The 24,099-nt window shown below is 70.8% G+C and carries 23 protein-coding genes; 15 read left to right on the top strand and 8 right to left on the bottom strand.

The features are described from left to right. The first annotated feature begins 144 nt into the window (after positions 1-144). Entirely contained in the window at positions 145-1,062 is a 918-nt protein-coding gene (locus tag QFZ27_RS12155) for an NUDIX hydrolase (protein ID WP_429226647.1), read from the top strand. Positions 1,063-1,077: 15 nt separating this feature from the next. On the opposite strand, the gene QFZ27_RS12150 is transcribed toward QFZ27_RS12155, so the two are convergent. Next, a complete protein-coding gene (locus QFZ27_RS12150) occupies positions 1,078-2,031 on the bottom strand; it encodes an aldo/keto reductase (protein ID WP_429226646.1) in 954 nt (317 codons plus the stop codon). Between the two features lie 540 nt (positions 2,032-2,571). Between QFZ27_RS12150 and QFZ27_RS12145 the strand changes: the two genes are divergently transcribed. From QFZ27_RS12145 to QFZ27_RS12130, 4 genes are all read left to right on the top strand, one after another. Further along, complete coding sequence (locus QFZ27_RS12145; protein ID WP_429226645.1) at positions 2,572-3,795, top strand: oxalate decarboxylase family bicupin; 1,224 nt, start codon at positions 2,572-2,574, stop codon at positions 3,793-3,795. A 94-nt stretch (positions 3,796-3,889) separates the two neighbouring features. Beyond that, complete coding sequence (locus tag QFZ27_RS12140) at positions 3,890-4,720, top strand: formate/nitrite transporter family protein (protein WP_429226644.1); 831 nt, start codon at positions 3,890-3,892, stop codon at positions 4,718-4,720. Between the two features lie 28 nt (positions 4,721-4,748). Beyond that, on the top strand, positions 4,749-7,043 hold the full coding sequence (locus QFZ27_RS12135; RefSeq protein ID WP_429226643.1) for an FdhF/YdeP family oxidoreductase: 2,295 nt from the start codon (positions 4,749-4,751) through the stop codon (positions 7,041-7,043). 267 nt (positions 7,044-7,310) lie between these two features. Then, positions 7,311-7,985 (top strand): hypothetical protein, encoded by a 675-nt coding sequence (locus tag QFZ27_RS12130; RefSeq protein ID WP_429226642.1) that lies wholly within the window; start codon positions 7,311-7,313, stop codon positions 7,983-7,985. Between the two features lie 97 nt (positions 7,986-8,082). Here QFZ27_RS12130 and QFZ27_RS12125 read toward each other — a convergent pair whose 3' ends face one another. Together QFZ27_RS12125 and QFZ27_RS12120 are read right to left on the bottom strand one after the other, a co-directional pair. After that, the gene (locus tag QFZ27_RS12125; protein WP_429226641.1) at positions 8,083-8,712 is read right to left on the bottom strand and encodes a response regulator transcription factor; all 630 of its coding nucleotides are present in this window, start codon (positions 8,710-8,712) and stop codon (positions 8,083-8,085) included. Next, positions 8,709-10,268 carry a sensor histidine kinase gene (locus tag QFZ27_RS12120; protein WP_429226640.1) on the bottom strand — a complete coding sequence of 520 codons (1,560 nt, stop codon included), beginning with the start codon at positions 10,266-10,268 and terminating at the stop codon, positions 8,709-8,711. Before QFZ27_RS12120 ends, QFZ27_RS12125 begins: the two co-directional genes overlap by 4 nt. A gap of 238 nt (positions 10,269-10,506) precedes the next feature. Between QFZ27_RS12120 and nadA the strand changes: the two genes are divergently transcribed. The 3 genes from nadA to nadC are packed head-to-tail and all read left to right on the top strand — an operon-like array spanning position 10,507 to position 13,906. Next, complete coding sequence (gene nadA, locus QFZ27_RS12115) at positions 10,507-11,505, top strand: quinolinate synthase NadA (RefSeq protein ID WP_429226639.1); 999 nt, start codon at positions 10,507-10,509, stop codon at positions 11,503-11,505. Continuing rightward, entirely contained in the window at positions 11,505-13,046 is a 1,542-nt protein-coding gene (locus tag QFZ27_RS12110) for an L-aspartate oxidase (RefSeq protein ID WP_429226638.1), read from the top strand. Before nadA ends, QFZ27_RS12110 begins: the two co-directional genes overlap by 1 nt. Further along, positions 13,043-13,906, top strand: coding sequence for a carboxylating nicotinate-nucleotide diphosphorylase (gene nadC, locus QFZ27_RS12105; protein ID WP_429226636.1), 864 nt, complete (start codon positions 13,043-13,045; stop codon positions 13,904-13,906). Before QFZ27_RS12110 ends, nadC begins: the two co-directional genes overlap by 4 nt. A 115-nt stretch (positions 13,907-14,021) precedes the next feature. Here nadC and QFZ27_RS12100 read toward each other — a convergent pair whose 3' ends face one another. Next, positions 14,022-14,375 (bottom strand): hypothetical protein, encoded by a 354-nt coding sequence (locus tag QFZ27_RS12100; RefSeq protein WP_429226635.1) that lies wholly within the window; start codon positions 14,373-14,375, stop codon positions 14,022-14,024. A gap of 37 nt (positions 14,376-14,412) precedes the next feature. Next, positions 14,413-14,799 carry a hypothetical protein gene (locus QFZ27_RS12095; protein WP_429226634.1) on the bottom strand — a complete coding sequence of 129 codons (387 nt, stop codon included), beginning with the start codon at positions 14,797-14,799 and terminating at the stop codon, positions 14,413-14,415. Positions 14,800-14,983: 184 nt separating this feature from the next. Here QFZ27_RS12095 and rnd point away from each other — a divergent pair, with 184 nt between their 5' ends. From rnd to QFZ27_RS12080, 3 genes are all read left to right on the top strand, one after another. Next, positions 14,984-16,132, top strand: a complete 1,149-nt coding sequence (gene rnd, locus QFZ27_RS12090) for a ribonuclease D (protein WP_429226633.1) — start codon at positions 14,984-14,986, stop codon at positions 16,130-16,132. 158 nt (positions 16,133-16,290) lie between these two features. Next, complete coding sequence (locus tag QFZ27_RS12085) at positions 16,291-17,268, top strand: M23 family metallopeptidase (protein ID WP_429226632.1); 978 nt, start codon at positions 16,291-16,293, stop codon at positions 17,266-17,268. Then, complete coding sequence (locus tag QFZ27_RS12080) at positions 17,265-17,897, top strand: glutathione S-transferase family protein (protein ID WP_429226630.1); 633 nt, start codon at positions 17,265-17,267, stop codon at positions 17,895-17,897. Before QFZ27_RS12085 ends, QFZ27_RS12080 begins: the two co-directional genes overlap by 4 nt. Here QFZ27_RS12080 and QFZ27_RS12075 read toward each other — a convergent pair. Both QFZ27_RS12075 and QFZ27_RS12070 read right to left on the bottom strand, forming a co-directional pair. Then, positions 17,894-18,052 (bottom strand): hypothetical protein, encoded by a 159-nt coding sequence (locus QFZ27_RS12075; protein ID WP_429226628.1) that lies wholly within the window; start codon positions 18,050-18,052, stop codon positions 17,894-17,896. The two genes, QFZ27_RS12080 and QFZ27_RS12075, sit on opposite strands and share 4 nt — an antisense overlap. A 96-nt stretch (positions 18,053-18,148) precedes the next feature. Next, positions 18,149-19,036, bottom strand: coding sequence for a hypothetical protein (locus tag QFZ27_RS12070; RefSeq protein WP_429226627.1), 888 nt, complete (start codon positions 19,034-19,036; stop codon positions 18,149-18,151). A gap of 225 nt (positions 19,037-19,261) precedes the next feature. On the opposite strand from QFZ27_RS12070, the gene QFZ27_RS12065 reads away from it, so the two are divergent. Both QFZ27_RS12065 and QFZ27_RS12060 read left to right on the top strand, forming a co-directional pair. Further along, entirely contained in the window at positions 19,262-19,891 is a 630-nt protein-coding gene (locus QFZ27_RS12065; RefSeq protein ID WP_429226626.1) for a LysE family translocator, read from the top strand. After that, entirely contained in the window at positions 19,891-20,493 is a 603-nt protein-coding gene (locus QFZ27_RS12060; RefSeq protein ID WP_429226624.1) for a DUF938 domain-containing protein, read from the top strand. Before QFZ27_RS12065 ends, QFZ27_RS12060 begins: the two co-directional genes overlap by 1 nt. Positions 20,494-20,651: 158 nt before the next feature. Here the strand turns inward: QFZ27_RS12060 and pyrC are convergent, their stop codons facing one another. Beyond that, on the bottom strand, positions 20,652-21,695 hold the full coding sequence (pyrC, locus tag QFZ27_RS12055) for a dihydroorotase (protein ID WP_429226623.1): 1,044 nt from the start codon (positions 21,693-21,695) through the stop codon (positions 20,652-20,654). A 115-nt stretch (positions 21,696-21,810) separates the two neighbouring features. On the opposite strand from pyrC, the gene QFZ27_RS12050 reads away from it, so the two are divergent. Next, positions 21,811-22,512 carry an orotate phosphoribosyltransferase gene (locus QFZ27_RS12050; protein ID WP_429226622.1) on the top strand — a complete coding sequence of 234 codons (702 nt, stop codon included), beginning with the start codon at positions 21,811-21,813 and terminating at the stop codon, positions 22,510-22,512. A 343-nt stretch (positions 22,513-22,855) separates the two neighbouring features. Continuing rightward, a complete protein-coding gene (locus QFZ27_RS12045) occupies positions 22,856-24,097 on the top strand; it encodes an MFS transporter (protein ID WP_429226621.1) in 1,242 nt (413 codons plus the stop codon). Positions 24,098-24,099 lie beyond the last annotated feature (2 nt).

Below are 24,099 nucleotides of genomic sequence, written 5' to 3'. Positions count from 1 at the left end.
TCACCGAACCGACGCCCGCCCATGCTATCCTGGCGGTATGCGAGTCGAGGCTTCCGATCCACGATGGCCGGCGTGACGGCTAAGGCGCAAAGGTCGCCGAATTCCCCCCAGGCCCGAGGGCCCCAGAGCCGGGCCCAGGACCGGGTGACGGTCGACCTGTCGGCCGTGGTGGTGGCGGTGGCCGGGGAGACGCCGCGGGTGCTGGCGCTGCGCGGGCCGGACGGCATCGACGCCCTGCCCGCCGGTCCGCTGGAGCCGCAGCACCGGACGCTGGAGCTGGGGCTGCGCGCCTGGGTCGAGACCCAGGCCGGGCAGCCGCTGGGCTATGTCGAGCAGCTCTACACCTTCGGCGACCGCGACCGGCATCTCGCCGGGCCGGGCCGGGTGCTGTCGGTCGGCTACCTGGCGCTGCTGCGCGAGGCGGCGCCGGCCGGCGACTCCTCATGGAGCGACTGGTACCGCCACTTCCCCTGGGAGGACCGCCGCGGCGGCCGCCCGGAGCTGCTGGACCGGATCGAGCCGGCACTGGCCGGCTGGGTCGCGGCGGCCCCGGCCGAGCCGGAACGGCGGCGGCGCGAGGCCCGGCTGCGCCTCGCCTTCGGCCTCGGCGGCCTGCCCTGGGGCGAGGAGCGGGTGCTGGAGCGCTACGAGCTGATGTACGAGGCCGGGCTGGCCGCCGAGGCGCATCGGGACGGCAACAACCCCGCCTGCCCGGCCCTGGCCGAGGGCGCGCCGATGGCGGCCGACCACCGCCGCATCCTGGCCACCGCGATCGGCCGGCTGCGCGGCAAGATCAAGTACCGGCCGGTGGTGTTCGAGCTGATGCCGCCGACCTTCACCCTGTCGCAGCTGCAGCGCACGGTCGAGGCGCTGGCGGGCTTGCGCCTGCACGCCCCGAACTTCCGCCGCCTGGTCGACAGCCAGGGGCTGGTGGAGGAGACCGGCGAGGTCGCCGGCGGCACCGGCGGCCGCCCGGCCCGTCTGGTCCGCTTCCGCCGCGAGGTGCAGCAGGAACAGCCCGAGCCGGGGGTCAAGCTGCCCCTGTCCCGCCGGCCGGGGTGATCCCGGCCGAGAGCCCTACCTCCCCGCCTCGTCCAGCAGCCGGATCTCGTCGGCGGCCAGGATCAGCCGGGTCGCGGCGATCTGGTCTTCCAGCTGCTCCGGGCTGGTCGCGCTGGCGATCGGGGCGGTGATGCCGGGGCGGGCGATCAGCCAGGCCAGAGCCACCGTGGCCGGGCGGACGCCATGCGCCTCGGCCACCTGGTCGAGCGCGTCGAGGATGCGCAGGCCACGCGGGTTCAGCCGGTCCTTCATGCCGCCGCCGCGGGCGCTCTTCGACAGGTCGGCCTCGCTGCGGTACTTGCCGCTGAGGAAGCCGCTGGCCAGCGAGAAGTAGGTGATGACCCCGATATCCTCGCGCCGGCACAGGTCCTCAAGCGGCCCTTCGTAATGCGACCGCTCATAAAGGTTGTAGTGCGGCTGCATCGTCTCGTAGCGCGGCAGGCCCTTTTCGGCGCTGATCTTCAAGGCCGAGGCGAGCCGGTCGACGGAGAAGTTCGAGGCGCCGATCGCGCGCACCTTGCCGGCCTTGATCAGCTCGGCATGGGCCGCCAGCGTCTCCTCCTGCGGAGTCTCCAGGTCGTCGTGATGCGACTGGTACAGGTCGATGACGTCGACCTGCAGCCGGCGCAGCGAGTTCTCGACCTCCTCGCAGATCCAGGCGGCCGAAAGGTCCTTGCGCTGCGGCCGGCCCGGCATCTCCCAGCCGACCTTGGTGGCGACCACCACCCGGTCGCGCTTGCCGCTGCGCTTCAGCCATTTGCCGATGATGGTCTCCGACTCGCCGCCCTTGTTGCCGGGCGCCCAGGTGGAATAGGCGTCGGCGGTGTCGATCAGGTTCAGCCCGGCGTCGACGAAGGCGTCGAGCACCCGGAAGGATGCGGCCTCGTCAGCGGTCCAGCCGAACACGTTGCCGCCGAGGGCCAGTGGCCCGACCCGGATGCCGGACCGGCCCAGATTGCGCAGTTCCACGGTCTCTCTCCTGCGATCACATCGGCCAGGCGCCTGCGGCCGGCCGGATGGCTGCGGACAACTTCGGGCGTGCCGCGGTGCCCCTCTGCCCCTGCCCCACTGTAGGCGGCAGTCCGGCCGATGCTCAACGCCCGTGGACGGCCTGATGGCCTGACCGGCAGCCCTATACCTAGGTATGGGCCATGGCACCGCTCCCGGTTACGAAGCCAACCGCCAATATGATGGTGCCGGTCCGGCAAAGGGCGTTTTCTTGCGGGACATCGACGGTCGGACCGGCGATGGCCGGGGCGGCTTCTTTCCCGGGTTGCAAGCGAAACCTGCCGCCCGGCCCGCCGGTTCCGACCTTCAAACCAACGTGCCAATCGGCTTGGGCCGAAGGCGCGGGCGAGGCCCCGGCGATCGACCGCCCCGACCTCCCCCTCCCCGCCTCCCGGGAAGACGATCGACGCGTGGATCCCATGACGCCGCCGCGCCGCCCAGCGTTCGCGGCGTGCGGTCCGGCTCCTGAAAAGCCGGGACCACGAAGGACTGGAGGAACATATGACCCTGTTCACCCGCCGAGCCGCCCTCGGCACCATGGCCGCAGGCGGCCTCGCCGTCGCCGCCACCGGCGCGAATGCCGAGACCGCGGCGGTGCCGCAGCCGATGACCCCCGGCCGCGGCGGCACCGATCCCGGCCCGCGCGACCTGCTGCGCGACGGAGAGAATCCGAGCTTCCTGAACCCGCCGCGGACCGACAGCGGCACGTTCCAGAACCTGCGCTATTCGTTCTCCGACGCGCATGTGCGCCAGGAGGAGGGCGGCTGGACCCGCCAGGTCACGATCCGCGAGCTCAGCGTCTCCAAGAACATCGCGGGCGTGAACATGCGCCTGAACGCCGGCGGCACGCGCGAGCTGCATTGGCACAAGCAGGCGGAATGGGCCTACATGCTGTATGGCGAGGCGCGGATCTCCGCCGTCGACGCCGCGGGCAACAACTTCGTCGACGATGTCGGCGTCGGCGACCTCTGGTACTTCCCCTCCGGCATCCCGCATTCGATCCAGGGCCTGGGCAAGGACGGCTGCGAATTCCTGCTGGTCTTCGACGACGGCGAATTCGACGAGGACGGCACCTTCCTGCTGAGCGACTGGTTCAAGCATGTGCCGACCGACGTGCTGGGCAAGAACTTCGGTGTCGACCCGAAATATTTCGGCAACACCCCGGATCCGCGGCAGCGCTACATCTTCAACCTGCCGGTGCCGGGCCCGCTGGCGGGCGACAAGATCGCCGGCGCGAAGCCGGTGCCGCAGGTCTTCAGCCACCGGATGCTGGCGCAGGACCCGATCAAGACCAAGGGCGGCACCGTCCGCATCACCGACTCCTCGAACTTCCCGGCATCGAAGACCATCGCCGCGGCGCTGGTGGAGATCGAGCCGGGCGGGATGCGCGAGCTGCACTGGCACCCGAACGCCGATGAGTGGCAGTACTACATCGAAGGCCAGGCCCGGATGGGCGTGTTCGGCGCCGTCGGTGCAGCCCGTACCATCGACTTCACGGCAGGCGATGTCGGCTACGTGCCCTTCGCCATGGGCCATTACATCGAGAACACCGGCAGTACGACGCTGCGTTTCCTCGAGATGTTCAAGAGCAGCTACTACGCCGATGTGTCGCTGAACCAGTGGCTGGCGCTGACCCCGCCGGAGCTGGTGCAGGGCCATCTCAACCTCGACAAGACGGTGATGGACGCGCTGCGCAAGGACAAGTCCCCGGTCGTCGCCGGCTAGCCGGCGGCCTCGCCGCCGGGCCCCTGCGCCAGATGCGGGGGCCCGGCGAGGGATGGGTGAATCATCTTCGACGCCGTGAAGAAGAAGGCTGGCGATGTATCGCGACACGATTGCCAAATATGCCGAGTCCGGGGCGCACAAGGCCGGGATGGTCAAGGCCCATCTGCTGGCCTTCCTGATCGGATCGGCCCTGGCCGGCGCCTATATCGGCTTCGGCGACATCTTCATGTTCACCGTCGGCGCCCATGCCGACCCGTCCTGGGCGCATCTGGTGATGGGCGCGGTCTTCGCCTCGGCGCTGACCATCGTGGTCTTCGCCGGGTCGGAGCTGTTCACCGGCACCGCGATGTACATGCCCTTCGCCGTGCTGCGCGGCGACAGCAGCTGGGCCGACATGCTGCGGGTCTGGGTCGCCTGCTGGGCCGGCAACCTGATCGGCGCGGTGGTGCTGGCGGCGCTGCTGCACATGGCCGGCGGGGGCGTGCTGCTGACCGACGGCAGCAGCGAGTTCTTCGCCGTCGTCGCCGCCAAGATCGCGGCGCCCGGCTATGAGCTGTTCGCCCGCGGCCTGCTGTGCAACTGGCTGGTCTGCCTGGCGATCTGGATGTGCGGCCGCACCGAGAACGACGCCGCCAAGATCGCGCTGATCTTCTGGCCGATCGCGATCTTCGTCGCCTGCGGCTTCGAGCATTCGGTCGCCAACATGTTCGTCTTCGCCCTGGCCCTGCTGGGCGAGCATCCGGAGACGATCACCCTCGAAGGCGCCGTGCACAACCTGGTCTGGGTGACGCTGGGCAACCTGGTCGGCGGCGGGCTGATGGTCGGGCTGGGCTACTGGCTGCAGGAGCGTGGCGCCGACCGGCAGGACGAAACCGCCGTGCCCGCCCCGGCGGCTCGTCCCTCCAGCGCCCTGCCGCGTGTATAGTACCGGCCAGCTTCCGAGGAGCACCCCGATGGCGCAAGACAACGACGTTCCCGGCGTGAAGCCCTATGCCGGGCCGGCCGGCGGCTGGGGTGCCCTCGGCGCGGTGGCCCGGGCGATCAAGGACCAGATGGCGATCGCCGAGGACATCCGCGGCCTGAGACGGATGAACCAGCCCTCGGGCTTCGACTGCCCCGGCTGCGCCTGGCCCGACCCGAAGCACACCTCGTCCTTCGAGTTCTGCGAGAACGGCGCCAAGGCGGTGTCGTGGGAGACCACCAGCAGGCGGACCACGCCGGAATTCTTCGCCGAGCACACGGTGGCCGAGCTGTGGGGCTGGTCCGACCATGCGCTGGAGGACCAGGGCCGGCTGACCCATCCGATGGCCTATGACCGGGCCACCGACCGCTACCTGCCGGTCAGCTGGGACGAGGCGTTCCGGCGGATCGGCGAACGGCTGCGCAGCTATGCCGACCCGAACACCGTCGAGTTCTACACCTCGGGCCGGACCTCGAACGAGGCTGCGTTCCTGTACCAGCTGTTCGTCCGGGAATACGGCACCAACAATTTCCCCGACTGCTCGAACATGTGCCATGAGGCGACGAGCGTCGGGCTGCCGGTGTCGATCGGCGTCGGCAAGGGCACGGTGACGCTGGAGGATTTCGACCTCTGCGACGCCATCTTCTGCATCGGCCACAACCCGGGCACCAACCATCCGCGCATGCTGACGACGCTGCGCGAGGCGGCGAAGCGCGGCGTGCCGATCGTGGTGTTCAACCCGCTGCGCGAGCGCGGGCTTGAGCGCTTCGCCGCGCCGCAGAACCCGCTGGAGATGCTGACCCTCGGATCGACCCCGATCGCCTCGGCCTATCACCAGGTCAAGGTCGGCGGCGACGTCGCCGTGCTGAAGGGCATGATGAAGGCACTGCTGGCCGCCGACGCCGCGGACCTCGCCGCCGGCGGTCCGGGGCTGCTGGACCGGGCCTTCATCGCCGAGCACACCGCCGGCTTCGAGGCGCTGGCCGCGGATCTGGAGACGGTGTCCTGGGAGGTGATCGAGGCCCAGTCCGGCCTGCCGCGCGACACCATCGAATCCGCCGCTTCGGTCTATGCCAAGGCGAAGAACGTCATCGTCTGCTACGGCATGGGCCTGACCCAGCACCGCCACGGCACCTCGAACGTGCAGCAGTTGGCCAACTTGATGCTGCTGCGCGGCAATATCGGCCGGCCGGGCGCCGGCATCTGCCCGCTGCGCGGCCATTCCAACGTGCAGGGCGACCGCACCGTCGGCATCACCGAGATCCCGTCCAAGCCGTTCCTCGATGCGATCGAGCGGGTGTTCGGCTTCGATCCGCCGCGCGAGAAGGGCCACAGCGCGGTGGAATCGGTGCAGGCGATCATCGACGGCCGGTCCAAGGCGATCATCTGCCTCGGCGGCAACCTCGCCGTCGCCATGTCCGACCCCGAGGCGGTGTTCGCCGGCATGCGCAAGCTGGACCTGGCGGTGCACATCGCCACCAAGCTGAACCGGTCGCACCTGCTGCTGGCGCAGGAGTCGATCATCCTGCCCTGCCTGGGCCGGACCGAGCGCGACCAGCAGGAGGCCGGCGTCCAGTCGGTGACGGTCGAGGATTCGATGTCGATGGTGCACGCCTCGCGCGGCGCCCTGCCCCCGGCCTCGGACCAGCTGCGGTCGGAGCCGGCGATCATCGCCGGGCTGGCTCTGGCGACGCTGCCGGACACGAAGGTCGACTGGGCCTGGCTGGTCGCCGATTACGCCCGCATCCGCGACAAGATCGAGGCAGTGTTCCCGGACTTCTTCGACTTCAACGCCCGCGTCGCCGAGCCCGGCGGGTTCCGGCTGAACGTGCCGGCGTCGCAGCGCGAATGGCGGACGCCGTCGGGCAAGGCCAACTTCCTGGTCTGTGACGGGGTCGAGGAGGATCCGCGCGTGGCCCGGGCCGATGCGCTGCGCCTGACCACCATCCGCAGCCACGACCAATACAACACCACGATCTACGGCCTGAACGACCGCTACCGCGGCATCACCGGGCGGCGCGACGTCGTGTTCCTGAACGGGGACGACCTGGCGGCGCTGGGCCTCGGCCATGGCGATCGGGTCGATGTCGAGGCGGTGGCCAACGACCCGGGCGACCCGCCGCGGGTGCTGCGCGGCGTCACCGCCGTGGCCTATGACATCGCCCGCGGCTCGGCGGCGGCCTACTATCCGGAGGCCAACGGCCTGGTCGCGCTCGACTCCTATGACGAGCGCAGCGGCACGCCGACCTACAAGTCGATCCCGGTGGTCATCCGCCGCGCCGGGTAGAGCGGGCTGGCAGCCGATTGCTGCGACCGGTTTCGCGCTGCCTCTCCCGCGTGCTGGGACCTTTTCAGAACGGCAATCCATCCCTTTGCCGTCATTCCCGCGAACGCGGGAATCTCTTCCCGGTCCAGGCGTGACGAGATCCCGCTTTCGCGGGGATGACGAGGGCTTTATGGGCAGCAGGCGCGCGGACGCGCGCAGACCCCTCCCCCAACCCCCTCCCGCAAGGAGAAGGGGAGCGTGGAAGGATGCGTTCGCGAGTGCTGGAGGTTGGTGAAGCGGGTGAGTTCGGTGGCGGTCAGCCCGTATCCGGGGCCGGGGCTTGCGGCGGCCGGCGCCGGCTGGGCGGGGCTCGGGCGGATCTTCCCGATCATCGTCCTCGCCGTCCTCCGGCGGTATGAAGCCGTAATGCTCCATGGCCTCGTCGGCCATCTCCAGCCAGCGCTCCACCTCCGGCGGGAAGCCCCAGCGCCGGCACAGCGCCGCCACCGCGACCTCCGGCCGGCTGGCAGCGATCAGCTCCGCCACCTGAACCCGCTCGACCCGCTCGCACACTTCGGCGACGCGGCGGTCGACCTCCTCATCGTCCTCGGACACCTCGTAGGCGGCAGCCAGCATCGCCAGCTTCACCCGAAGGTCGTGCCAATCCTCCTGGGCCGATTCGCGCTTCGCCGCGGCCTTGCGCCGCTCGTCGCGATGATTGGCGAACTTGTCCTCCAGCAGCAGGGTCTGCCGCAGCGACTTGGCGACCGCGGCGATCCGCTTGCAATAGTCGGCGCCGGGCTGCGGCGCCTCCACCGCCTCGGTGCGGGTCGCCTCCATGATCTCCATCTGGATCTCGGCCGCCCGGGCGAGCATGCGCAGATGCCGCGCCGCCCGCTCCTCCTGGGGAGTGGCCGGGGCTTCCGACATCCGATCGGTCTGCGCCTTGTCCATGGAACATAGCATGAACGTAGTCGATAGATAATACAATTGCACATTGTGTTAATAGTGAGATGCGGTTCGATCCCGCCAGCGCCACTCCGGTCGAACGCGTCCCGATCTAGCCGGGCCGGCCATCCAGCGTGTCGGCGATGCGGACCAGGTCGGCGACCGACCGCACCGCCATTTTCCGCATCACCTGGCCGCGGTGGATCTTGACCGTGATCTCGCTGAGGCCGAGCTGCCCCGCGATCTCCTTGTTCATCAGCCCGGTGGCGACCAGGGCCATGATCTGCCGCTCGCGCGGCGTCAGGGTGCCGTAGCGCCCCGCGACCTCGGCCACGCGCTGCTCCGCCGCGCGCCGCTCACGGTCGCGCTCGATCGCGGCACCGACGGCGTCGAGCATGTCCTGGTCCCGGAACGGCTTTGTCAGGAAGTCGACCGCGCCGGCCTTCATCGCCCGCACGCTCATCGGGATGTCGCCATGACCGGTCATGACCACGATCGGAATGCCGAGCCCGGCCTCGGCCAGCTGCGCCTGGAGATCGAGGCCGCTGGCCATCTGCAGCCGGATGTCGAGCACCAGGCAGCTCGCCGACGCCAGCTGGTCGCCGTGCAGCAGCTCCTCCGGCGCGGCGAAGCAGGCGACGCGGAAGCCGACCGAGCGCAGCAGGCTGTCGAGCGCGGTGCGGACCGGCGCCTCGTCGTCCAGCACCAGCACCAGCGGCGCCTCGGGCGCGAAACCGGTCATGGCCGCCCCCGATCCGCCGGCAGGGCGATGTGCAAGGTCAGCCCGGCATCGGCGTTGCGCGACGCCCGGATCCGCCCGCCATGGGCTTCGACGATCGAGCGGCAGATCGACAGGCCGAGGCCCATGCCGCCGGGCTTGGTGGTGCGGAACGGGGTGAACAGGCGCGGCATCTCCTCAAGTGTCAGCCCGATGCCGCTGTCCTGGACATCGACCATGACCTCCCCGGCCGAGCCCATGCTGGTTTCGATCGTGAGCTCGCGGCGGGGCGCCGTGGCCATCGCCTGGATGGCGTTGACCACGAGGTTGATCAACACCTGCTGCAGCTGGATGCGGTCGCCCGCAACCGGCGGCAGCCCGGGCGCGAGCCTAGTCCGCAGCGCCACGCCATGGTCGGCGATCTCGTGCCGCATCAGCTCGACCACCTCGTCGACGACGATGTTGGGATCGACCGGCATCCGTTCCGGCTCCGCCTTGCGGGTGAGGTCGCGCAGCCGCTGCACGACATGGTCGGCGCGGTTGGCCTGGCCGGCGATCCGGCCGGCGCAGGCCCGCGCCTCGTCGAGCGCCGGCACCGGCCGGTCGAGCCAGCGCAGGCAGGCCTGGGCGTCGGTGACGATCGCGGCCAGCGGCTGCTTCACCTCATGCGCGATCGACGCGGTCAGCTCGCCCAGGGTGACGATGCGCGAGACATGCGCCAGCTCGGCCCGGGCCTCGGCCAGGGCCTGGCGCTCGGTGATGTCGACGGCGCTGAGGAGGCCGGTGGACCGCACGCCGTCGGCCGGGAAGGTGACGGTGAGCAGGACCGAACGGCGCTCGCCGGCGATGGTCTGCAGCACGGTCTCGCCGGCAAAGGACGGCCGGCCCTCCGCCAGGGCGATCAGCAGGTCGCGCCAGGTCCGCACGGTCTCGGGCAGGAAGATGCGCGCGCGTCCGGCGATCGCCTGGGCGGCATCCGCGGCGCCGACCAGCCGGACCGCGGCGTCGTTGGCGTCGACGATCCGCACCAAAGCGATGCAGCGCTCGACCAGGCGGTGATCGTCCTCAAGCCGGCGCCGGAGATCGGGGACGCCCTGCCGCGTCAGATCCTCGAACAGGCGGTGGACCCGGGTGAAATCCTCCTCCCAGATCGCCACGCCAACCGAGTGGAAGATGCCGCGCCAGCGCCGCTCGCTGTCGCGCAGCACCTCGGTCGTCGCCTGGCCGCGCTGGGCCAGCAGGGTGGCGATGGCGATCGCCGACAGGCTGACGATGCCGCGCAGGAGATGGGCCTCGAACCCGGTATGCCGCAGCCCGACCAGGAAGCCGATCACCGTCAGCCCGCCGCAGCCCAGCGCCACCAGCAGGACGCCCCGGCGGTCGAGAAAGCCGACCGACATCAGGATGACGATGGCGTAGAGCACCGCCACCGCGATCTTCATCGGGCTGAAGGTGTCGAACAGGAAGATGGCGAGGGCGAGGGCCGCGGTCAGCAGCGGCAGCAGCCGGTCACGCCCGGCCCAGGCCCGCAGGGCGATGCCCGGGCGGATCCCGGATGCTGCGGTGGCGGTCATCGGCATCGGGAGACCTGCCCGGGATCGGTCGCGATCATGCTGCTCTGTCCTCGGGCCGGCCCGGGTCGCCGGCCCTCGCCGAGAGATGAGAGCGCGCGCGGCCGGCGACAACACCTCACGGCGGGAGGCTGGATCGCCCTCCGCGAATTCGTCTTGTTTTTCTAATTCTGAGAATTAGAGTAACGGAAGCGACACCGATTCGGGCCGCGCCTGTCCTCGTAATTCTCGAAGTGAGCAGAACCCGATGTCCGTCTCCACCGACTACACCCCTGCCGTGGCCGCGCGCACCGCGCCGCTGTACGACCGGCTGTCCCGCGTCATTCCGGCCTTCGACTGGCCCGGCTTCGCCCCCGACATCGACGCCATCCTGCGGCTGAAGCGCGAGCGCGACGCCGTGATTCTGGCGCACAACTACCAGACGCCCGAGATCTTCCACGGCATCGCCGACATCACCGGCGACAGCTTGGCCCTGGCGCGCGAGGCGGCCCGGGCCGAGGCCTCGGTGATCGTGCTGTGCGGCGTGCACTTCATGGCCGAGACGGCGAAGCTGCTGAACCCGGCCAAGACCGTGCTGATCCCCGATGCCGCCGCCGGCTGCTCGCTGGCCGAATCGATCACGCCGGAGGATGTGCGCCTGCTGCGCCGCCGCTACCCCGGCGTGCCGGTGGTGACCTATGTCAACACCTCGGCCGCGGTGAAGGCGGAGAGCGATATCTGCTGCACCTCCGGCAACGCCGTGAAGGTGGTGGAGAGCCTGGGCGTGCCGCGTGTCATCTTCATCCCGGACGGCTATCTGGCGGCCAATGTCGCGGCCGAGACCAGGGTCGAGATCATCGCCTGGCAGGGCGCCTGCGAGGTGCATGAGCGGTTCGGCCCGGCCGATGTCCGGCAGCTGCGCGAGGCCCATCCCGGCGTGGTCGTGCTGGCCCATCCGGAATGCCCGCCCGAGGTGGTGGCGGAGGCCGATTTCGCCGGGTCGACCGCGGCGATGAGCGACTATGTCGCGACCAAGCGCCCCGGCCGGGTGGTGCTGGTGACCGAATGCTCGATGAGCGACAATGTCGCCGTGCAGTTCCCGGAGATCGACTTCATCCGGCCCTGCAACCTGTGCCCGCACATGAAGCGGATCACCCTGCCCAAGATCCGGCACGCGCTGGAGACGATGACCCACGCGGTGGAGCTGGACCCCGCCGTGGTCGGCCGTGCCCGCGCCGCGGTCGAACGCATGCTGGAGGTGCGCTGATGGACGCGATCTCGTCCCGCCCGCAGGACCGGGTGGTGGTGATCGGCGCCGGCATCGCCGGGCTGGCCACGACCTTGCAGCTGGCGCCGCTGCCGGTGCTGCTGCTGTCCGCCGCGCCGCTGGGGGCCGAAGCCGCCACCGGCTGGGCCCAGGGCGGCATCGCCGCGGCGCTCGGCCCCGATGATGACCCGGCGCTGCACGCCGCCGACACGCTGGCGGCCGCCGCCGGGCTGGGCGACCCGGAGGTGACGCGGCGCGTCACCGCGGCGGCGCCCGGCTGCATCGCCTGGCTGACCGGGCTGGGCGCCCCCTTCGACCGCTCAGAGGGCGGCGACTTCGCGTTGGGGCTGGAGGCCGCGCATGGCCGCCGCCGCATCATCCATGCCGGCGGCGACGGCACCGGCGCCGCGGTGCTGCACACCCTGGCCCGGGCCGTCGAGGCCGATCCGCGCATCGTCCTCCGCCACGCCCGCGCCACCGCCCTGCTGCGCGACGAAGCCGGCATCTGCGGCGTGCTGGCCTGGGAGGACGGCGCCCCGGTGGCGATCCCGGCCCGGGCCGTGGTGCTGGCCACCGGCGGGGTTGGCGGCCTGTACGCCCACACCACCAACCCGCTCGGCGCCGCCGGCACCGGCCTGGCCCTGGCGGCGCGGGCCGGGGCGGTGCTGCGCGACCTGGAATTCGTGCAGTTCCACCCGACCGCCATGGCCGTCGGCCACGATCCGATGCCGCTGGCCACCGAGGCGCTGCGCGGCGAGGGCGCCATGCTGGTGACGGCCGCTGGCGATCGGGTGATGGCCGATCATCCGCAGGGCGACCTGGCCCCGCGCGACGTGATCGCCCGCACTGTCTTCCGCCGGGTCATGGCCGGCGAGCCGGTGTTCCTGGATGTGCGCCCGCTGGGCGACCGGCTGCAGCGCTTCGCCAAGGTCACCGCGCTGTGCCGCGAGGCGGGGCTGGACCCGGCCCGGCAGCCGATCCCGATCCGCCCGGCCGCGCATTACCACATGGGCGGCGTGGCGGTGGACGGCCGCGGCCGCAGCTCCGTGCCCGGCCTGTGGGCCGCGGGCGAGGTGGCGGCGACGGGGCTGCACGGCGCCAACCGCCTGGCCAGCAACTCGCTGCTCGAGGCCCTGGCCTTCGCCGGCTGGATCGCCGCGGACATAAGCGGCGGCGAGGCCCGGCCGCCGCTGCGGCCGCTGCCGCTCGGCGCTGCCCGCCGCCCCGCCCCGGATGCCGGCATGGTCGCCACACTGCGCGGGCTGATGGAGCGGCATGTCGGCGTGGTCCGCGACGGCGCCGGGCTGATCGCCGCGGTCACGGCCCTGCGGCCCCTGGCCGATGCCGCGCCCTCGGCCTTGGCCGACCGCGCCCTGGCCGGGCTGCTGATCGCCACCGCCGCCTTGCGCCGGCGCGAGAGTCGCGGCGCCCAGTGCCGCAGCGACCGGCCCGAGGCCGATCCGGCCTCCGCCCCCTCCTTCATCACCCTCGCCGATGTGCTGGAGGGCGACGCCCCCCGCACCGGCACTGCCCGCCCGTGAGGCCGACCATGGATCTCCCCTCCCTCCCCGAACTGCTGGTCGAGCCGGTGGTCCGTGCCGCGCTGGCCGAGGATCTCGGCCGCGCCGGCGACATCACCAGCGCCGCGGTGATCCCGGCCGAGGCCCGGATGCGCGGCGCCATCGTGGCGCGCCAGCCCGGCGCCGTGGCCGGCACCGATGCCGCCGCCCTGGCCTTCCGCCTGCTCGACCCCGCCATCGCCGTCGTCGTCCTGAAGCCGGACGGCAGCCGGGTGGCGCCGGGCGATGCGGTGATCCAGATCGACGGCCCGGCCCGGCCGATCCTGGCCGCGGAGCGGGTGGCGTTGAACCTGCTGTGCCGCCTGTCCGGCGTCGCCACCGCCACGGCATCGCTGGTCGCCGCCGCCCGGCCGCACAAGGCGCGCATCGCCTGCACCCGCAAGACCACGCCGGGGCTGCGGGCGCTGGAGAAGCACGCGGTCCGCGCCGGCGGCGGCGTCAACCACCGCTTCGGCTTGGATGACGCGGTGCTGATCAAGGACAACCACATCGCCGTGGCCGGCGGGGTGCGCCCGGCGATCGCCCGGGCCCGCGCCGCGGTCGGGCATCTGGTGAAGATCGAGGTCGAGGTCGACACGCTCGGCCAGCTCGACGAGGCGCTGGCCGAGGGCATCGACGCCGTGCTGCTGGACAACATGACCCCGGACCAGCTGCGCGAGGCGGTGCGAAGGGTCGACGGACGGGCGGTGACCGAAGCCTCCGGCCGGGTGACGGTGGAGACGGTGCCGGCGATCGCCGCCGCGGGCGTCGACCTGATCTCAGCCGGCTGGATCACCCACAGCGCGCCCATTCTCGACCTCGGCCTGGACTGGGAGGGGTAGAACAGTGACCGGGCCGTTGCTCCGGCTATCCCCTCAATCGGACGGAGGCGATCCTGGAGACTGACGCTCGCGCCACTCATCCTCGGTGAGCTGTTCCACGGCGGAATAGCGGCTGTCATAGCTCACGCCGTTGTAGATGTATGTGATTCGACCGGTGGCCGGATCGGCCGATTCTCTGATCGCCTCCATTGACGGCGGCAGCGATGACGATGGAGAAGCCCGCTCCGGCATGGCCTCTTGCCGTGCTGGATTCCCGCCGCAACTCATCCCGCAGCGAGCCGAGATCCTGCCGCATCAGGTTCGAGTTCTCCAGGATCTGCGCCAGCGCCAGGAACACGATGGCGGAGATCAACCCAGAAAGCAGGAAAGCAAGTCCTAGGAAGCCCTCCGACACTCTGAACCACCAGATCGCCAGGACAAGGCCAGCTATAAGCTCGATGATGGCGATCGCTCTCAATGTCCTCGGCAAGCTCGCCTCCATCCGCAGTCAGGCGTCAGGTCCGCGGCTACCGGCTGCACGGCCCGATGACCCGGTCGACCGACAGCACCGGCATCGCCGCGGCGCCGCGGCGGTCGAAGCGGCCATGGACCAGCAGGCAGCCGCCCGCGGCCCAGGCGCGCCAGATCTCGCGCCGCACCGGGTCCAGCAGGTCGGCCCGCGCCGCGATCACCGGCGGCGCGTCGCCGGCATAGGCCGGGGGGACGGTCCCGGCCGCGACGCTCTCGTCGTCGACCGGCACCACGCCGCGCCACGGGCAGGGCTGCTTCAGGCAGCGCACGCCGGTGTCGCCGACCCGGAACAGGCCGGGCGGCGCCTCTTCGGCCGCGCCGGCGAGGGGCGCCATCGCCGCCAGAATCGCAGCCGCCATGGTGGATGCCAGGGATCGTCTCATGCGGCCCTCCTCGCCGTCGCCTCCACGCTCCCGAACGGCCATGGCGAAAGCATGGCCGCGTTCCCGCCCCGGCCCCACCGGTTCGCGGTCGAGACTAGCCGGATTCGCCGCCGGCGGCATTCCGTTCGGCGGATTGTCGTAAAGCACTCGGCAACTGGGGGTTTCATCGTCTACAACGCTGGGGATGACTCTGATCACCTCCACCGCCGAGCTCGCCGCCTTCTGCGACCGGATGTCAGCGGCCGACTACATCGCCATCGACACCGAGTTCATGCGCGAGCACACTTTCTGGCCGAAGCTGTGCCTGGTGCAGATCGCCGGGCTGGACGAGGCCGTGGCGATCGACCCGCTGGCGCCGGGCATCGACCTGGCGCCGCTGTTCGCGCTGGTCCACAACCAGAAGGTGCTGAAGGTCTTCCACTCCGCCCGCCAGGATGTGGAGATCTTCGACCACCTGACCGGCCGCGTGCCGACGCCGCTGTTCGACACCCAGGTCGCGGCCATGGTGTGCGGCTTCGGCGAATCGGTCAGCTACGAGAACCTGGTCGGCAAGCTGGCCAATGCCCGGATCGACAAGTCGTCACGCTTCACCGACTGGTCGCACCGGCCGCTGACCGAGCGCCAGATCGAATACGCGCTGGCCGACGTGATCCATCTGCGCCCGGCCTATGAGGCGCTGCGCCAGCAGCTGGCCCAGTCCGGCCGCGAGGCCTGGCTGGCCGAGGAGATGGCGATCCTGTGCGATCCGGGCACCTACCGGACCGAGCCGGACCAGGCCTGGCTGCGGCTGAAGCCGCGGAACGCCTCGGCCAAGTTCCTGGCGATCCTGCGCGAGGTGGCGGCCTGGCGCGAGCGCGAGGCGCAGAAGCGCGACATCCCGCGCGGCCGGATCATGAAGGACGAGGCGCTGCTGGAGATCGCGGCGCACACCCCGCGCGACCTCGATGCCATGGCCCGGATCCGCGGCATGAGCCGAAACATGGCCGAGGGCTGGCAGGGCCAGGGGCTGATGGCGGCGGTCGAGCGCGGCCTGGCGACGCCGCCCGACCAGGCGCCGAAGCTGGCGCAGCGCCCGCCGACCCCGCCCGGCATCGCGCCGCTGGTCGAGCTGATGCGCGTGCTGCTGAAGATGAAATGCGAGGATGAGGGCGTAGCCCAGAAGCTGGTCGCCGGCAGCGACGACCTGGAGGCCATCGCCATGGACGACGACGCCCAGGTGCCGGCGCTGCATGGCTGGCGCCGCGAGATGTTCGGCGAGGCCGCGCTGGCGCTGAAGCGCGGCGGCATCGCCCTGGCGGTGCAGGGTCGGCGGATCCGGGTGGTGTCTCTCTAAGAGACCGTTTTAAATGCTACTGGCGCGGCCGCCTGGCGGCGGACTCGAAGCTTCCGGTGCTCACGGACCCAACGTCCGCTGCGCGCCGGTTCTCGAAACCACCGCCATTCGACTCACGCCAGCGCATTTCTAAGCGGTCTCTAACACGGAGAAATCGGATGCTGCGGAGCGCCCTGATCGGACTCGTCCTTCTCGTCGCGCCCGCCGCCGTATCGGCGCAGGAGACCGAGCCGCGCTTCAGCTGGCCGGTCGCCTGCACCCTGGGCCAGGACTGCTTCATCCAGAACTACGTCGACGCCGTCGCCGGGCCGCGCTTCGGCAATTTCCGCTGCGACCGCCTGGGCTACAACGGCGACAACGGCACCGACATCCGCCTGCGCGACCTGGCCGCCATGCGCAAGGGCGTCGACATCCTGGCGGCGGCCGACGGCACCGTGCTCGGCATCCGCGACGGCGAGCCCGACATCTCGATCAAGGAACGCGGCGCCGACGCGGTCAAGGGCCGAGAGGCCGGCAACGGCGTCACCATCGACCATGGCGGCGGCTGGCACACCCGCTACGCCCATATGAAGCAGGGCAGCGTCGTGGTGAAGCCGGGCGACACGGTCAAGGCCGGGCAGAAGCTGGGCCAGGTCGGCCTGTCCGGCAACACCGAATTCCCGCATGTCGAGTTCAGCGTGTTCAAGGGCGAAACCTTCATCGATCCCTTCACCGCCCTGCCGATCGGCTCGGGCTGCGAGAAGACCGGCCATCCGCTCTGGGCTGCGGATGTGCCCTATATCCCGACCGCCCTGCTGACCGCGGGTTTCACCGCCGGCCCGCCCGATTGGGAGGCCGCCCGGCGCGGCGACTACGCCGAGATCAAGGGCGGCCGGAACGCGCCGCTGGTGCTGTGGGCCGAAAGCTTCGGCGTCCGGGGCGGCGACATCCAGATCGTCACCATCACCGGCCCGGACGGCAAGCCGGTGCACCAGGACCGGTCGGTGCTGGCGGAATCGAAGAATCTCTGGTCCGCCTTCAGCGGCCGGCGCGCGCCGCAGGACGGCTGGAAATCCGGACCCTATACCGGCCGCTACCAGTTGGAGCGGAACAACATCCTGGTGATCGACACCGAGCGGAAGGTCGAGGTGCCGTGACCCCGATCCTCTACGGCGCCCGCTACAGCGCCTATGTCCGCGCCGCGCTGCTGGCGCTGCAGGAGAAGGGCGTGGCGTTCGACCTGGTCGAGGTCGACATCTTCGCGCCCGAGGGGCCGCCGCCGGGCTATCTCGGCCGCCACCCCTTCGGCCGCATTCCCGCCTTCGAGCATGACGGCTTCGCGCTGTACGAGACCGCCGCGATCACCCGCTATGTCGACGAGGCTTTTCCGGGGCCGGCGCTGCAGCCCGCCGACGCCCGCGGCCGAGCCCGGATGACCCAGATCATCGGCGTGCTGGACAGCTACGCCTATCGCCCGCTGGTTTGGGACATCTATGTCGAACGGGTGTCGAAGCCGAAGGCGGGCCGGCCGACCGACGAGGCGCTGATCGCCGCGGCCCTGCCCCGGGCCGGGATGTGCCTCGACGTGCTCGAGGGCTTCCTCGGCGACGGGCCGTGGCTGCTGGGCGATGCGCTCAGCCTGGCCGACCTGCACGCGGCGCCGATCCTCGACTATTTCCGGATGGCGCCGGAAGGCCGCGACCTGCTGGCGCGGCACGGGCGGCTGGCCGCCTGGTGGGACCGCATCGCCGCCCGGCCGAGCGCCGCGGTGCTCGGCCCCGGCTAGCCCCAGACCGGCGAGCGGCCGCAGCCCAGCAGCACCGCGCGCAGATGGGCGACGATCCGCGCCTCGTTCTCGGCCGAGCGGCTGGCCGGCCCCACCGGCGAGCGCGCGGCTTCATCCGTCCGCGGCCGCGTCGCAGCCGAACTGTCCTGGTCCATGTTCATCCCCCGGTGATGTCGATCGCGGCCAGTTCAGCCGGGGAAAAATGGCGTTAGCGGGACGATCTGAAGTCGCCGCCCGCCACAATCGTGGCGTCAGGCGCGAATGGCCCCGCCGTTGCTGCCGGCCGGCGCCGGGTCGGCGAAGACGAAGGGCCGGACCAGCAGGCGCCGCTTCCAGTGCAGCAGGCCAAGCCCGCCCTGCTCCAGCGCGCCGTAGAGGACGAAGCGCACCCCCCGCACCCGCGGATCCTCACGGCGCAGCAGCCAGCGCGCGATCTCGACGAACAGCAGCTTCATCGCGCCGGATGACAGGTGGTCGGCATGGCCGAGGAAGCTGACGATGCGGATGATGTTGCCGACCCGGCGCAGCACGATGGTGCCGACCAGCCGGTCGCGCCCGCCGTCGTCGATGAACACGCCCCAGTCGAGCGCCCAATGCTCCGGGCACGGAGCGTCGAGCCAGGGGTCGCCCTTGACGCCGCTGCCGCGGCCGAAGCGCTGGGCGAAGGCCTGCGGCACCGGCCCGCCGGAGCGGAACAGCTTCGACGCCTCGATGTCGCGCATGTCGTCGCCCTGGGCGAAGCGGTCGAAGATCCGGCAGCGATAGCCCGCCTTCGCGGCCTTGCGGGTCTCGCGCAGGATGTAGCCGAAGGAGTGCTTGCGGATCTCCTTCTCATAGGCTTCGGCATCGGCGAAAGGGGTCAGGTCGAGCAGGCAGGGCGTGCCCTGCCACAGCCGGGCGACGCCGTCCGGCCCGCGCCGCGTATATTTCGCCAGATAGTCGCGATGCGCCGTCACCATGTGGTGGCAGAGATGCCCGCCGGCGCAGCCCTCGGTCTGCAGCCGCAGCGCCGCCTCCGGCAGATCGGCGGGGCGCAGCCCCCAGATCCGCAGGCGCTGCTCCTTGCGCAGCCGGAACAGCACCGGCTCGACCCCGCCGAGATAGGCCCGCATCGCCATGCCGGAGACAGAGATCGCCACGAAACCTCGCATCGAATCCTTAAGGTTCGATCCGAGTATGGCGGCAAACTCTATCCGCGATCAACGAATTCGGTCCGGAACCTCGAAACTATCGGGTCCAATTTTAGGAAAATGCAGTATTCGGGAATGCAATCCTGCATCGCGCGCCGCCCCGCTCGGCGGTTTCCCGCCCGCCCGATCTCTGGCACGCTGCGCCGGCCGGCCGTGCCGGCGGAGATCTGGACCATGACGCTCGCCGACTACCTGCTCTTCCTGCCCGCCTGCTTCGCGCTGAACATGGCGTTCGGGCCGAACAACCTGCTGTCGCTGTCGAACGGCGCCCGCGACGGCACCGTGCGCGCCGTCGCCGCCGCCTCCGGCCGGCTGGTCGCCTTCGCCATCATGATCGCCGTCGCCGGGCTCGGCCTCGGCACGCTGCTGACCGCCTCGGAGCTGGCCTTCGCGGTGGTGAAATGGCTGGGCGCCGCCTATCTGATCTGGCTCGGCATCAAGCTGCTGCGGGCCGACGCGCCGGCGCCGGACCGGGAAGCGGCCGGACCGTCCCAGCCGCTCGGCGCGCTGATCCGGCAGGAATTCTGGGTCGCGGCCGGCAACCCGAAGGCGATCCTGATCTTCACCGCCTTCTTCCCGCAATTCGTGGTGCCGCAGGACTACGCCGCCAGCTTCACCCTGCTCGGCGCCAGCTTCCTGGTGCTGGAGGTTGTGGCGATCACGATCTATGCCCTGATCGGCGCCCGCCTCGGCCGCTATTTCCGGAGCGCCCGGCCGTTCCGCTGGTTCAACCGGATCTCCGGCGGCCTGATGATCGGCTTCGGCCTGCTGCTGGCCGCCGCCCGCCGGCCGGCGGGGCCGTGATGACCGACCATCGCCAGCAGGCGCCCGCGGCAGCGCGCAACCGGGACCCGATCCTCGCCGTGCTTCGCGGCGTGCTGCCCGAGACCGGCACGGTGCTGGAGATCGCCAGCGGCACGGGCGAGCACAGCCTGCACTTCGCGGCGGCGCTGCCCGGCCTGGTGTTCCAGCCTTCCGACCCGAATCCGGAGGCGCGAAGCAGCATCGCGGCCTGGGCGGCGGCGAGCGGCCTGGCCAATCTGCGCCCACCGCTCGCGCTGGATGCCGCGGCACTGCCCTGGCCGGTCGCGGCCGCCGACGCGGTGCTGTGCATCAACATGATCCACATCTCGCCCTGGGCCGCGACCGAAGGGCTGGTGCGCGGCGCCGCGGCGATCCTGCCGCCGGGCGGTCCGCTGTATCTCTACGGCCCCTATCGCCGTGCCGGCGTGGCGACCGCGCCGAGCAACGAGGCCTTCGACCGCGACCTGCGGCAGCGCGACCCGGCCTGGGGCCTGCGGGACCTGGAGGCCGTCGCCGCCCTCGCCGCTGCGGCGGGCTTTTCCGACCCCGCCGTCACCGAGATGCCGGCCAACAACCTGAGCGTCGTACTCCGCCGGCTCTGACCGCCGGTCTCAGAGACCGTTTTTGTAAATGCTACTGGCGCGGCCGCCTGACGGCGGTTTCTCCGCTTCCGGTGCTCACGGACCCAAACGTCCGCTGCGCTCCGGTTCTCGAAACCACCGCCATCCGACTCACGCCAGCGCATTTCCAAAACGGTCTCTCAGCCCTCGACCCGCCAGCCCGGCACGGTCTTGCCGCGGAAGACATGGACGTCGTCGCCGCCCGGCACCGGCAGCCGCTCCGGCAGGTCCTCGGCGCCGCGCACCAGGGTGACGGTCTCCTCGTTCACGGGCAGGCCGTAGAAAGCCGGGCCGTTCAGCGACGCGAAGGCCTCGAACCGGTCCAGCGCCCCCTCCTCCTCGAACACCTGGGCGTAGCAGGCGACCGCGACCCGGGCGTTGAACACGCCGGCGCAGCCGCAGGCCGTCTCCTTCGCATGCACCGGATGCGGCGCGGAATCGGTGCCGAGGAAGAAGCGCGGATCGCCCGAGGTCGCCGCCGCCCGCAACGCCAGGCGGTGGCGCTCGCGCTTGACGACCGGCAGGCAGTAGTAGTGCGGCCGCACCCCGCCGACGAGCAGGTCGTTGCGGTTCAGCACCAGGTGCTGCGGCGTGATCGTGGCGCCGACCCGGCCGTCGCCCTGGCCGAGCACGAAATCGACCCCGTCCTGGGTGGTGACGTGCTCCATGACGATGCGCAGCTCCGGGAAGTCGCTCCGGATCGGCTGCAGGTTGCGCTCGATGAACACCGCCTCGCGGTCGAAGATGTCGATCTCCGGATCGACCACCTCGCCATGCACCAGCAGCGGCAGGCCGATCGCCTGCATCCGCTCCAGCACCGGGCGGACCTTGGCGAGGTCGCGCACCCCGCCATGCGAGTTGGTGGTGGCGCCGGCCGGGTACAGCTTCACCGCCGTCAGCACGCCCTCCGCCTGGCCGCGGGCGAGGTCGTCGGGGTCGGTGCCCTCGGTCAGGTAGGCGGTCATCAGCGGGGTGAAGCGCGCGCCGTCGGGCAGCGCCGCCAGGATTCGGTCGCGATAGGCGCGGGCGTCGGCGGTGGTCACCACCGGCGGCGTCAGGTTCGGCATGATGATGGCGCGGGCGAAATGCGCCGTCGAGTGCGGCAGCACCGCGCGCAGCATGGCGCCGTCGCGCAGATGCAGGTGCCAGTCGTCGGGGCGGCGGATCGTTAAGCGATCGGTCATGGCGGGGCTTCCTGAAGCGGCGGGCGGATCATGGCCATGCGTCCTTTGGGACGCAAGCGCGCTTGCCGGATGACAGCCCCGGTCCTAAGACAGCCCAAATCCGCCGGAGCCCACCATGATCCTCTCGACCAGCTTCCCCGACCGCAAGACCATCGCCCGCCTGACCGCCCAGGCCTATCTCGAGGCCGGCGCGGTCAGCTTCAACGCCGAGACGCCCTACAAATTCACCTCGGGCTGGGCCAGCCCGGTCTACACCGACACGCGGCGGCTGATCTCCTTCCCCCGCATCCGCGGCGTGCTGATGGATTTCGCCACCTCGGTGATCCTGAGCGAGATCGGCTTCGAGAAGATCGACGCGGTGGCGGGCGGCGAGACCGCCGGCATCTCCTACGCCGCCTGGATCGCCGACCGCCTGGCCCTGCCGATGCAGTATGTCCGCAAGAAGCCGAAGGGCTTCGGCCGCAACGCCCAGATCGAGGGCGTGCTGACCGAGGGCCAGCGGGTGCTGCTGGTCGAGGATTTGAACACCGACGGCCGCAGCAAGGCCAAGTTCTGCCAGGCGCTGCGCGACGCCGGCGCGGTGGTCGAGCACGTCTTCGTCGTCTTCAACTACGGCATCTTCAAGGACACGCCAAAGTTCTTCGAATCGATCGGCGTCGAGCTGCACGCGCTGGCCACCTGGTGGGACGTGCTGGAGGTCTGCAAGGCCGGCAACCATTTCGACCCGAAGACGCTGGCCGAGGTCGAGAAGTTCCTGCACGACCCGGTCTCCTGGTCCGCCGCGCATGGCGGCATCGACAAAATGCCGACGGATTGAGGCCGGCTCTCCCCCTCACCCTCCCGTCGCTACGCGCCGGGCCCTTGTCCTCGGAATTCTCTCGGGGCTCGTGACGTCATCGGTCTAAAGCAAAAATGAGTCCCCCCCTCCCCTCGCGGGAGGGGGGACTAAAAAGGAGCCGGCTTCAGCTATTTTGAAGGGCCCATCTTCGGGGTGAGGGGGTGGCTCCGGCCGATGGAATCGGCCGGAATCCTCGTTCCGGCACATGAGCCATGCCCGATCGGCGCGAGACGGCGCCACCGCGGCCGGGTGAAGCTGACGCCAGGCGACGGGGCGGATGGAAGGGGCGCTGCCCGCCGCAGCCACGGCTCAGAGGCCCGACATGCAGGGATGGACTCCCCGGCAGCGGAGCGTCGTCGTCGCCAGCTTTCTCGGCTGGACCCTCGATGCCTTCGACTTCTTCCTCCTCGTCTTCATCCTGACCGACATCGCCAAGGAGTTCGGCACCGGCGCCGAGGCCACCTCCTGGCTGGTCACCCTGACCCTGGCGATGCGGCCGCTCGGCGCCTTCCTGTTCGGCCGCGCCGCCGACCGTTTCGGCCGCCGGCCGACGCTGATGGTCGACGTGCTGGCCTATTCGCTGCTGGAATTCGCCTCGGGCTTCGCCCCGACCTTCACCGTGCTGCTGATCCTGCGCATGCTGTACGGCATCGCCATGGGCGGCGAATGGGGCGTCGGTGCCTCGCTGACCATGGAGACGGTGCCGGTCCGCTCGCGCGGCTTCGTCTCCGGACTGCTGCAGGCGGGCTATCCGACCGGCTACCTGCTGGCCTCGGTCGTCTACGGCCTGTTCTACGATTCGATCGGCTGGCGCGGCATGTTCATGATCGGCGTGCTGCCGGCGCTGCTGGTGCTGTACATCCGCCGCAGCGTGCCGGAATCGCCATCCTGGACCGAGACGCGGACGGCGAGCGTCGGCATCTCGCTGCTGGACACGGTGCGGCGGCACTGGCGGCTCGGGATCTACGCCATCCTGCTGATGACCGCCTTCAACTTCTTCAGCCACGGCACCCAGGACATCTATCCGACCTTCCTCAAGGTCCAGCACGGCATGGGCCCGCACGAGGTCAGCCTGATCGCCATCGTCTACAACATCGGCGCCATCCTCGGCGGCATCGGATGCGGCGTGCTGTCGGAGCGCTTCGGCCGGCGCCGGGTGATCGTGGTCGCATCGCTGCTGGCCCTGCCGGCCCTGCCGCTGTGGGCCTTCTCCTCCGGCCCGGTGCTGCTGGCCGCCGGCGCCTTCCTGATGCAGGTCGCGGTGCAGGGCGCCTGGGGCGTGGTCCCGGCCCATCTCAACGAGCTGTCGCCGGAGGAGGCGCGCGGCACCTTCCCCGGCTTCGTCTACCAGACCGGCAACCTGCTGGCGGCGATCAACCTGACCCTGCAGACCCATATCGCCGTCACCAACGGCAACGACTACGCCCTGGCCATGGCCTGGGTGACCGGGGTGGTGGCGGTGGTGATCGCGCTGCTGATCGCCTTCGGGCCGGAGAAGCGCGGCGTCGCCTTCGGCGCGGCGCGGCTGCGATCCGAGCTCACGAGCCCCGCCGCCGGGGAATAGCG

Source organism: Inquilinus ginsengisoli (assembly GCF_050434925.1).
Classification (GTDB): Bacteria; Pseudomonadota; Alphaproteobacteria; order DSM-16000; family Inquilinaceae; genus Inquilinus; species Inquilinus ginsengisoli_B.
The sequence above is the reverse complement of the archived record's forward strand: the minus strand, read 5'-3'. Positions and strand labels throughout refer to the sequence as shown.